Here is an 11,846-nt window from a genome sequence, read left to right as displayed (position 1 = left end):
CACAGTTAGATCAAATAATCTATGTTTTAAATAATTCAAAAAAATTTTATTGTTAACTAACTATAACTTATTTAGTTTAACATTTATAAATAAATCGATAGCCTATAATGATTTAAAGACAATTTTTATCTCAACTAATAAATTTAACAATTTAAATGGATTTAACGTTTATATAACATTTACCGATCCATATTTATCAATCAATCGAATCATATGATTAGAATATACCAATTCCCAATATATTCCATTTAAGTAAAACAAATCGTGTTCTTTGACTATTCTAACATTCCAATCAATACTCATTAATATATCCCTAATTGCCTTGATTTCTTCAAGGGATTTTAATGGAGTTACTTTAAACATTTCACCATCTTTAAATTTAACCATTTCATATTTACGTCCAACTTTATCAATATCCGGAGGTTTAACATTCCTAATAACTTCGGCTTTATAGAATATTGGCGATTTTTCCGCTGATTTATATCATTTAAAAGTATTGAATATTATCATGTCATCATTGAATGTGCGAATCTTGTAAAATTCATTGTCGAAAAAATGGATTGAAGAAGAAAGATTAATTCGATTGATGTCCCAATCATTTCTCTCCAAAACATCAAATATCAATTCAGATTCCGGGAAATTCTTGAATTTTAAATGTTTCCTCATATCCCAGTTAATTTCTTCATCATTTACAATGCATTCTATTTCACCATCATCGATAATGAATTCAATGATTGCCATTAGTTTTGATTCCTTTACAGAGGATTTGACTATTATGAATTTATAGATGCCTAAATTAAAGAAAATGAGTTTAATACTCGAAAAAATAAAAAAAGTGTAGATGCATCTGCATCTACTTGATTCTGATTTTCACTTTTTTAGTCACTTTATTGTAGTACTTGTTGCCCTTGAATGATACCTTGGCATTGTATTTGCCCTTCTTGGTCAATTTCTTGATTTTAAAGGTTGCCTTACCCTTGCTGTTGGTTTTTGCCTTGAAGGTTTTCTTGCCGATTTTAATGGTGACCTTTGCCTTCTTGATTGCCTTTCCAACATTGTTTTTAAGAACAATACTGTACTTTTTGACCTTAACGGATCGTTTAAAGGTTTTCTTTTTAGCGGTCAATTTCGGTTTCGCCTTTTTAACAGTGACCTTAATGTTTTTAGCTGACTTGTCATGGACGGCATCGCCGTTGAATACAACATTAGCAGTGTATTTTTTAGGGGCAAGTCCCTTGGTTGAGACTTTAATCTGGCCGTTCTTGTCGGTAGTGTAGGTTTTAGCGCCGTTCAAGTTAACAGTTACCTTAACGCCGCTTAAAGCCTTGCCGGTGCTGTCCTTTAATGTGATGACCAAATACTTGTTGACATTGTATGTGGCGGTTATTGCAGCGCCGGTTATTTCTGTTTTGAGTTTATTTACAGTTACAGTTCCATTGCGGATGCTTACATTGTAATCTCCGCTAAATGTTGCATTGACCGGGTAAATGCCGCACTCATTGAAGGTGTGCATTGCCCACCAGGTTCCGTTGCCTGAATAATTTGCCTTGATGAAATTGCCGTCAACTATGAAAAATACTTCGCAAAGCATTACATCGCCCAATAATTCGGATTTGGCGGTTATGTTGACTGTCTTGTCGGTGGTTGTGATGTCAGTCACGTTTAAGCTCAGCTGCCTGTTTGTGAATAGCACTTCTGCAGAGGCAATATAGTATGAGTCCTCTTCATGGCTTACTGTTATATAATACTCGCCCACATTCTCCAGGACTATTTTACCCTCAGCGTCTGTGGATATAACCTTATTAATCTCAGCACCGTTGACAACACCCTTAACGGTAATGTTTATACCTGCTTCCGCATCTGTAATGAGCGGCACAATGGTATCCGCACCAGTGTTTTCAATTCCCTTCGCTCCCCAGTAGGTGACATTGGTGACGTTGACTTCAACATCCCCGTAGGAATATATTGCATTTAAAATATTGTCATTTCCCACGAATCTGATTTCCAGATTATTTCCATTCTTTGTCACGTTAAATGATTCATCATAATAGACATCTGCCTTATTGTTTAGGAATGTGGAATGGGAAATACTTCTACTGTATACCTGTCCATCAGTATATTTAAAGTAAATTGCAGAGCCTACCTCTGCCTCATTACCTGTGAATTTACAGTCGGTCACGGTGATGTTGGCGTAAACGCCAATGGCTCCGCCCCCATTGTTAACTCCACTTGCCTTGTTATCGGTGAAGTTACAGTTTGCAACCTTACAATCATAACTAATGAAAACTGCACCGCCAAAGCTGTATAATCCAGTCACTTCGTTATCTTTAAAGTTACAATTCAGGAGATTGCCTGTACGATAGAAGTAAACTGCACCAGCATCACCGTTGATTCCATTTGCCTTGTTAGCGGTGAAATTACAATCAGACACATTGCCATCATATTCAATGAGGATTGCGCCGGCATAGTTTTCCGCAGAGTTATTGATGAAATTGGAGTTTGACACTGCACCAATGCCTCTAAAGTAAACTGCACCGGCATAAACAACAGCAGTGTTGGCTGTGAAATTGGAGTTTGACACTTTACCACTACTGTTAAAGTAAACTGCACCTCCCTCATCATAGGCAGTGTTATTGATAAAACTACATTTTGACACGGCACCAGTATCATCAAAGTAAACCGCACCACCATACTTATCGGCAGCGTTGAGTGTGAAATTACAGTCAGTTACATTACCATCAAAATAGAAGTAAACCGCACCACCATTAGCTCCAGCCTCATTATCATAGAAGTTACAATCGCTTAGAGTACCATTATCATAGAAGTGAACCGCTCCACCATCAGTGGATACATGGTTATTGGTGAAATTGGAATATGATACATTGCCTCCCTCATATAAGAGGACTGCTCCGCCCCCAACACCGTCGCCGGTTGCTTTGTTGCCGATGAAATTGGAGAATGTCACATTACCCGGAGAGTTAAAGTAGACCGCACCACCTTCCAATGTTGCAGTGTTGGCGGTGAAATTACACCTTGTCACACTACAGTCACCATTGATTCTGACAGCTCCGCCAATGTGTGCAGTGTTGCCGGTGAAACTGGAATCACTCACACTACCGTAAATCATCATTATAGCGCCAGCAAATTCAACACCAGTGTTATTGATAAAAACACAACCTGTCACTTCACCAGTATCCATGTAAACCGCACCACCATAGTCTGCAGTGTTGTTAGTAAAAATACAATTCTCAACCACACCTGATCCTTTGAAATAAACTGCTCCACCATCATCTTCAGCATGATTGTCCTTGAATGAAACATCCCTGATGATTCCATCCACAGTGGCGATTGCACCACCATTATCTGCTGAGTTGCCGATGAACTCTCCATTGAATACGACATTCTCGAATGTTTCAAAGAAATTGACTCCTCCGCCTCTAGGGGAAGTGTTGTTTATGAAGTTAGAGTTGAATGTGAGGTTGGAAGGACTTTCACGGTAGTTTACGCCTCCACCGTTCAGGGATGCAGTGTTGTTTATAAAGTCACCGTTGAATATGCTGTTGGATGATGTGTCCTTGAATGTTATTGCTCCACCGTTTCCGTCTTCTGAATCGGCTTGGCCCAATGCACGGTTGTTTGTGAAGTCCCCTGAGAAGTTGTTCCCATCGGTAGTGTTGTGGAAAAACATTGCACCACCGCAGGATTTTGCAGTGTTGTTTATGAATTCAGCGTTGAATACGTTATTGTTTGCCTTGTTGTAGAAAAAGATTCCTCCACCATACAGTGCCCAATTGTCCCTGTAAATACCTTCAAACCTGTTGTTGTCAGCCTGATTAATAAAAAATATTGCTCCTCCACTGGCAGCTCTTGCCTCGTTAGCTATGAATTCAGCGGTGAAGTTATTGTTCATGGAGTTTCCACGCACAAATATTGCACCACCGCCTCTTAAAGCAACATTAGCTTTAAAGCAGCCATTGATTGTGATATTGCTGATTGCACCGTTGAAGTATATTGCTCCACCATTGTATGCATTGTTATTGATGAATGTTGAGTTGATTTTAGAATCATTGTAGGCCTTATCAACATATATTGCCCCACCGGATGTATTAGCGGTGTTATTAATGAAATTACAGTTCACCACATCACATGAACCCATGTAAACCGCACCACCACCAGGTGCATTGTTAGAGGTGAAATTACAGTTAGCCAGATTACCTGAATCGATTGCGATAGCACCACCCAAGCCCTTCTGAGCAGTTATTTTATTGTTATTGAAATTAGAGTTTGACACATTACCAGAATCAATTACGACAGCACCACCAAAGCCATTTTCAGCAATTGCAATATTGTTATTAAAATTGGAGTTTGACACATTGCCCGAATAAACTAGGGCAGCACCAGCACAAGCAGCAGCGTTATCAGTGAAATTGCAACCCTCAACATTACCCTCATCCATATAGAGGGCACCGGAAGAGAGGCTTGCGTAATTATTGACAAAATTACAGTCAGTCACAGTACCTGATTCCATATAGACAGCACCACCCCCCACAGATGCAGTGTTGTTGATAAAATGGGACCCTGCAATATCCACATTACCATCTGAAAGGACAGCACCACCACAGTCGCCGGAAACCCCATTTAAAAATATGATATTGTTCAGGACGACATTGGCACCGCTTTCAATATGGAATATCCTTGATTTTTTCTGTGCATCTATTGCAAATCCGTTACCGTTGATTGTTAAGTTCTTAGTTATGCTTATTCCTTCAGTTATTGTGTCCGTACCTATGGTATAGGTGTAATTGCGTTCCAGATTGATTGTGCTTTTGTCTGAAGCATTATCAATCAGTTTTTGAAGCTCGCCAAATTCCCCTGATGATGACAACTCATCACCGTCGGATGATTTTAAGCTGACATCAGTTGAATCATTACTTTCACCCAATGTCGCTTTTTCCTCATTTGTCTGCAGATTATCCTCACTGATCTTATCGTTTGAGGACAATTCGATTTGATCTGTATCATCACTTGCTATCGCATCATCCATTTCGCCTGCACACACGCTGGTCAGGCTGAATAGGAAAATAACAAGTATCAACATGATTAGTGATTTGTTAACTTTCATATAAACACTTCCAAATAAAAAAAATATTATTCGTTTAGAATATTCAATTTTAAAGAAAAATAATGATCATTCAAAAAAATTAAATATACATACAATATGAATTCTATCATTCAAAGAATATATATCATATGAGTAAATCATGGAAAAACTAAGAAATTGGGTTTTTCAAAAAAATAAGTTAAAATAAAAAAAATAGTGTAGATGCATGATGCATCTACTTGATTCGGATTTTCACTTTTTTAGTCACTTTATTGTAGTACTTGCTGCCCTTGTAGGATACTTTAGCCTTATAATTTCCTTTCTTGGTCAATTTCTTGATTTTAAAGGTTGCCTTACCCTTGCTGTTGGTTTTGGCCTTGAAGGTTTTCTTGCCGATTTTAATGGTGACCTTTGCCTTCTTGATTGCCTTTCCAACATTGTTTTTAAGAACAATACTGTACTTCTTGACCTTAACTGACCTTTTAAAGGTTTTCTTTTTAGCGGTCAGTTTAGGAGTGGCCTTCTTAACGGTAACCTTAATATCCTTAGCGGACTTGTCATGAACTGCATCTCCGTTGAATGCTACCTTGGCGGTATATTTTTTAGGAGCAAGTCCTTTAGTGGAAACCTTAATCTGACCATTCTTGTCGGTAGTGTAGGTTTTAGCACCGTTCAAGTTAACAGTCACCTTAACGCCGCTTAAAGCCTTGCCGGTACCGTCCTTTAATGTGATTACAAGATATTTGTTCACATTATATGTGGCGGTTATTGCAGATCCGGTTATTTCTGTTTTGATTTTATTTACGGCTATAGTTCCATTGCGGACGATTACATTGTATGGCCCGTCGAATAATGCGCTGACCTTGTAAGTGCCGAAATCATCAAATGTGTGCATTGCCCACCAGGTTCCGTTGCCCGCATAACTTGCGTAGATTTCTTGACCGTCAACCCTGAAAATCATTTCACCAGACATATACTCTTCAAATATGTCGGATTTTGCAGTTATGTTGACTGTAAGGTCGTTGGTTGTGATATCAGTCATGTTTAAGCTTAACTGCCTGCTTGTGAAAAATATTTTTCCAGAGAAGTAGTATGAATCCTCATCGTGGCTTACGGTTATATTATACTCTCTGACATTCTCAAGGACTATTTTACCCTCAGCGTCAGTGCTTCTAGTTATATTGACTTCAACACCGTCGACAACACCCCTAACGGTAACGTTCTGACCGGCTTGTGTATATAACATGACAGGCACAATAGTGGAATCACCGGTGTTTTCAATGCCGGTTGCTCCCCAGTAGGTAACGTTTGTGACATTGACATCCCCTTTCAGTCTGGACAATATTGCATTAAAAAGGTTATTGTTACCATGGAAAGCGATTTCAATATTAGTTCCATTGACTGTTAAAGTAAATGGGGCTATAGAATCCATATTTGCCTTATTGTTCAGGAATGTGGAGTGGGAAATGGACCTGACGTGTTTGGATTCGTGGAGATTCCAGAAGTAAATTGCAGAACCCACAACGGCCTGATTGCCTATGAAATCACAATTTACCACAGTGGCATTGCCGTTGATGTAAACAGCACCACCGTCACCACTGGCTGCCCCATTACTTGCAATGTTGTTGGTGAAATTGGAATTTTCAATATTGCAGGAACCAGTATAGAAAGCACCGCCCTCTACTGATGCACGGTTGGCTGTGAAATTACAATCAGCGATATTAACGGTCCTGTCAGATGAGACAGCTCCACCAAATTCTGCAAAGTTATCTTCAAACCTGCAGTTGGTCACATTACCGGAATTTATAATTAAGACGGCACCTCCCATACTGCCAACACCGCTTGCCCTGTTGGCTTTGAAAACGCTGCCGGTCACATTACCTGAAATCATGGATATGGCACCGCCACCATCATATTCAGCAACAGCCTCATTGTTAGTGAAAATACAGTTTGAAACTTCACCAGTGCCGTTAAAGTAAATTGCACCGCCCATTACGGCAATATTGTCCCTAAATGAAACATCACTGATAATTCCGTCAACGGCAGCTATTGCACCACCATATCTTGCGGAATTGCCTATGAATTCACCGTTGAATACTATATTTTCAAAGGTTTTGAAGAAATTAACTCCTCCGCCGGTAGGGGAAGTGTTGTTTATGAAGTTAGAGTTGAATGTGATGTTGGAAGGACTTTCACGGTAGTTTACGCCTCCACCGTTCAAGGAAGCGGTGTTGTTAATGAAATCACAAGTGAAAATGCTGTTGGTGGATACGTTCTTGAATGTTATTGCTCCGCCGTTTCCGACTGTCGGATCAAGCATGCCTAAAGCACTGTTGTTGATGAAAATGCCTGAGAAGTTGTTTTTATCGGTTGTGAAGTAGAAAAACATTCCTCCACCACAGGATTGGGCAGTGTTGTTTATAAAGTCGCCTTTAATATTATTGCCGTTTGCATCCTTGTAGAAAAACATTCCTGCACCGTAGCCTGCGGTGTTGTCCTTGAAGATGCCATCGAAAGTATTGTTTTCGACTGAATTGCGGAAGAATATTGCTCCACCGCTTTGTCCTGCTTGATTATTATAGAATTGGCCTGAGAAATTGTTGTTGGTTGATTTTGCTCCAACATATATTGCTCCACCAGTTCTGGCTGCCTTGTTGGCTGTGAAGATAGAATTTATCACATTACCTGAATCCATTACGACAGCACCACCAGAAGAAGAATCAGCAGTGTTGCCGGTGAAATTGCAATCGGTCACATTACCGTTGTGCATATTGACAGCACCGCCATAAGAAGAAGCATTGTTGTTAATGAAATTACAGTTCATTATATTAGCAGAATCATTATCAAAGTAAACAGCACCACCATATTCTGCAGTGTTGGCTGTGAAATTACAGTTTTCCACAGTACCATCATAGTCAAAGTAAACAGCACCACCAAATCCTGCAGTGTTGGCTGTGAAAATGGAATCTGTCACATTTCCTGAATATATTCTAATGGCACCGCCTGCCCTAGAAGTGTTATTTGTGAAATTACAATTTGCCACTTCACCATTATCAGCGAAGTAAACTGCACCACCCTCGTTATTTGCATGGTTGGCGGTGAAATTACAGTTTGCCAAAGTACCATCACCATTGAATCTGACAGCACCCCCAACTTTTCCAGTGTTGCCGGTGAAACTGGAATCTTTCACAGTACCGGAGTACATCCTTACGGCACCTGCACCGTCGGATGCAGTGTTATTAATAAAATTACTGTTTGACACAGTGCCTGAAATCATTCTTAAAGCACCACTGTTTTCGGCAGAGTTGCCGGTGAAAATGCAATCTGTCACAGTGCCTTCATCCAGGAAGTAAACCGCACCGCCATCATTGCGTGCACTGTTGTCTGTGAAATTACAGTTTACGAGTTCTCCATAACCATTGAAGTAAACTGCACCACCATAGTAGGCTGCATTGTTGGCTGTGAAATTACAATCCCTAACCTCACCGAATCCTGCGAAATAAACTGCTCCACCGTCTTCAGCATGATTGTCCTTGAATGAAACATCCCTAATGATTCCATCTACAGTGGCGATTGCACCGCCTTTGACTGCGGAGTTGGCGATGAACTCGCCATTGAACACTACATTGTCGAATGTTTCAAAGAAATTCACTGCTCCGCCTGTAGGGGAAGTGTTGTTGTTGAAGTCAGCATTGAATGTGATGTTGTATGGTGTTACGCGATAGTTAACCGCTCCACCGTACAGGGATGCATTGTTGTCTGTAAAGTTACAGTTGAATATACTGTTGGAGGAGGTGCCCTTGAAGGTTATTGCCCCACCGTTTCCAACTGTCTCATTAAGTTGGCCTAAAGCGCAATTGCTTATGAACTCCCCTGTGAAGTTATTTCCATCACTAGTGTTGATGAAAAACATTGCCCCGCCGCATGATAAGGCAGTGTTGTCTATAAAGTCACCGTTGAACCTATTAGAGTTTGTTTTTCTGGAGAAAAAGATTCCTCCTCCATAGCCTGCAGTATTGCCTATGAAATTGCTTTCAAAACTATTGTTTTCAGTCATATTATGGAAAAAGATTGCTCCTCCACTCTGTATTGCCTTGTTGTCATAGAACAGGGATGAAAAATTATTATTAGTTGATTCTGTTTCAACATAGATTGCTCCACCCTTTGTTGCAGTATTGTTAATGAATATGGAATTTATTTTAGAACCTGAAAAGTATTCATCAATATATATTGCTCCTCCATAAGTAGCATTGTTTTCTGTGAATATGCAATCAGTAACATTTACACTGGCCATTACGAGAGCGCCCCCTCTATCTGCAGTGTTGTTTGTGAAATAACAATTGGAAATATTTCCAGAAGCCATACCCATAGCACCACCGGAACCTACGGCAGCATTGCCAATGAAATTACAATTATCCACATTACCTGAACCCATGACGAACAGGCCTCCGGCAAGCTCATCAGCAGTGTTATTGACAAAATTACAATTTTCAACATCACCTTTTTCAATCATTGCACCACCACATAATGATGCATTGTTGGCTGTGAAATTACAGTCAGTCACAATTCCAAAGAAACCCGGATAGAAGAATAACGCACCAATGTATTCAGCATTATTGCCAATGAAAATTACAATTTGACACATTACCATTAGCATTAAAGAAAACTGCACCTGCATATTCATCAGCATTATTGGCGATGAAATTACAATTTGACACAGTACCATTACTATTAAATAAAACTGCACCACCATAGCCTTCAACACCGGCTGCAGTGTTGTTGGTGAAAGTGGATCCAACAATATTCACAGTACCATTTGCAAGGATGGCTCCACCATAGCCCTTAACGTATCCGTTTGTGAATATGATATTGTTCAAGACAACATTTGTGCCGTTTTTAATATTTAATATTCTTGACTTGCCCTGTGCGTCTATTGCAAATCCGTTACCGTTGATTGTTAAGTTCTTGCTTATGATTATTCCTTCAGTTATATTGTCTGCACCTATAGTGTAGGTGTAATTGCGTTCCAGATTGATTGTGCTTTTGTCTGAAGCGTCATCAATCAGTTTTTGAAGCTCGCCAAATCCCCCAGAGCTTGAGAGTTCATCCTCATCTGTTGCTTCAAGCTCAGCTCCATTATCATCTGTTTGTTCAAGCGTTTCGCTTGCCTGGAGGTCATCCTCAAGTGTTGAGAACACCTCGATTTGACTTGCATCTTCACTTGCCAGTGAGTCATCCATTTCACTCGCATATGCATTTGCGAGGCTTAATAGGAAAATGACAAGCGTCAGCAAGATTATTGTTTTTTTAATCTTCATATTTAATCTCCATTTTATGAAAAAATATGCTTTTCATGCTTGATAATTATAATGTTCAATTCTAAAGAAAAAATTGTAACATATTTTTCAATAAAATTAAATTAATTATACAATATGATTTTTATCGTTGAAGCAATATATATGTATATTATTATAAGGGGTGAAAACTCAGTGAAAATTTAAAAATCAGATTTTTTAAGCTATTTTACAAACCCCATGCAATATTGATTTAAACTCGTTTCAAATTCAGTTAAATATTGATTTAAGAGTGTAACTTACTATTTTCAACATTATTGAAATATTGCTTTGAACTTGAACTAAATAAGGCACATAGAACAGTTAACTTTATATTTAAGGAATGTAATATACTAGTTTGTGGTAGAAAAATTTTTGCCAAGGTATTGTTTTGGCGAAAGGATTATATACCTATCTGCATCAATAATTAATTAGAAAATTTTTCTTTTGTAGAAGGAATTTTTTATAATTTTAAAAAATTATTCCTATAGAAATAGAATTTTTTTTAATTTTTAAAAATTTTTCTTTTATAAAAAAGTTTTTATATTATGCCTGAAGGGGTTGAAAGATAATGACAAGCAAATTAATCAAACGCAAAGCCTATGTTAATCAACTGAAGGATTATGTCAACACAGATTTTGTCAAGGTATACACAGGGATTAGAAGATCTGGAAAAACCAGTTTAATGCATAATATCATAGATGAAATCAAATCAATGGGCGTGAAAGATGAAAATATAATATTCATTTCCTTTGAATCCAGAGAATACTACCATATTGACAATTCCCAACAATTGGATGAAATTGTTTACAGCAAAACAGAAAATCTTCAAGGAAAAATATATCTGTTTTTTGATGAAATCCAACAGGTGGAAGGTTGGGAAAAATCCATTAACAACTATAGGGTTTCACTAGACTCAGACATTTACATTACAGGTTCAAATTCAAAACTATTATCCGGTGAGCTTGCAACACTTTTGACTGGAAGATATCTTACAATCAACGTTTATCCATTTTCATTTAAGGAGTTTTTACAATACAAAAACGAAATCGATGGAATAGAATTAACAAGTGATACAATAACTAAACTGTATGATGAGTACTTTAACTTTGGAGGCATGCCCGGTATCCAATCATTGGGCAGTGATGAATTTAAAAAATTAGCCCTAAAAGACATTTATAATTCAATATTGTTTGAAGACGTTGTTTCTCGTTTTAAAATTAATAACATTGACTTGCTGCAGAGATTTGTAAGGTACATGGTCAGCAGCACAGGCGAAATATTTTCCTCCAAAAGCATTAAGAACTACTTGAAAAGCAACAACATCTATACTTCCCAAGACACATTGCTTAAATACAATCAATATTTGAACCAGTCATTTTTCATTTCCAAATGCAAATGCTTCGAGCTGA

Annotated in this window: 6 protein-coding genes; 1 reads left to right on the top strand and 5 read right to left on the bottom strand. The window is 38.3% G+C overall.

The annotated features are described in order from the left end of the window. Positions 1-168: 168 nt before the first annotated feature. The 5 genes from QZU77_RS08990 to QZU77_RS08970 form a co-directional block, all read right to left on the bottom strand. Complete coding sequence (locus QZU77_RS08990; RefSeq protein WP_295603274.1) at positions 169-363, bottom strand: hypothetical protein; 195 nt, start codon at positions 361-363, stop codon at positions 169-171. 120 nt (positions 364-483) lie between these two features. Beyond that, complete coding sequence (locus QZU77_RS08985; protein ID WP_295603272.1) at positions 484-741, bottom strand: hypothetical protein; 258 nt, start codon at positions 739-741, stop codon at positions 484-486. Positions 742-853: 112 nt separating this feature from the next. Next, a complete protein-coding gene (locus QZU77_RS08980; RefSeq protein WP_295603270.1) occupies positions 854-5,122 on the bottom strand; it encodes a hypothetical protein in 4,269 nt (1,422 codons plus the stop codon). Between the two features lie 214 nt (positions 5,123-5,336). Then, entirely contained in the window at positions 5,337-9,746 is a 4,410-nt protein-coding gene (locus tag QZU77_RS08975) for a hypothetical protein (RefSeq protein WP_295603268.1), read from the bottom strand. Further along, positions 9,715-10,419 (bottom strand): hypothetical protein, encoded by a 705-nt coding sequence (locus QZU77_RS08970; protein ID WP_295603266.1) that lies wholly within the window; start codon positions 10,417-10,419, stop codon positions 9,715-9,717. Before QZU77_RS08970 ends, QZU77_RS08975 begins: the two co-directional genes overlap by 32 nt. 586 nt (positions 10,420-11,005) lie before the next feature. On the opposite strand from QZU77_RS08970, the gene QZU77_RS08965 reads away from it, so the two are divergent. Beyond that, positions 11,006-11,846 (top strand): ATP-binding protein (locus QZU77_RS08965; protein WP_295603264.1); only part of this gene is annotated, 841 nt, incomplete at its 3' end.

It is taken from the genome of uncultured Methanobrevibacter sp. (assembly GCF_902774605.1).
In the GTDB taxonomy this organism is placed as follows: domain Archaea; phylum Methanobacteriota; class Methanobacteria; order Methanobacteriales; family Methanobacteriaceae; genus Methanocatella.
The sequence above is the reverse complement of the archived record's forward strand: the minus strand, read 5'-3'. Positions and strand labels throughout refer to the sequence as shown.

Bases quoted from the DNA above. Each gene is read 5' to 3' on its own strand.
- QZU77_RS08975 (WP_295603268.1), bottom strand. From the start codon at position 9,746: ATGTGTCAAATTGTAATTTTCATTGGCAATAATGCTGAATACATTGGT.
- QZU77_RS08970 (WP_295603266.1), bottom strand. From the start codon at position 10,419: ATGAAGATTAAAAAAACAATAATCTTGCTGACGCTTGTCATTTTCCTA.
- QZU77_RS08985 (WP_295603272.1), bottom strand. From the start codon at position 741: ATGGCAATCATTGAATTCATTATCGATGATGGTGAAATAGAATGCATT.
- QZU77_RS08980 (WP_295603270.1), bottom strand. From the start codon at position 5,122: ATGAAAGTTAACAAATCACTAATCATGTTGATACTTGTTATTTTCCTA.
- QZU77_RS08990 (WP_295603274.1), bottom strand. From the start codon at position 363: ATGTTTAAAGTAACTCCATTAAAATCCCTTGAAGAAATCAAGGCAATT.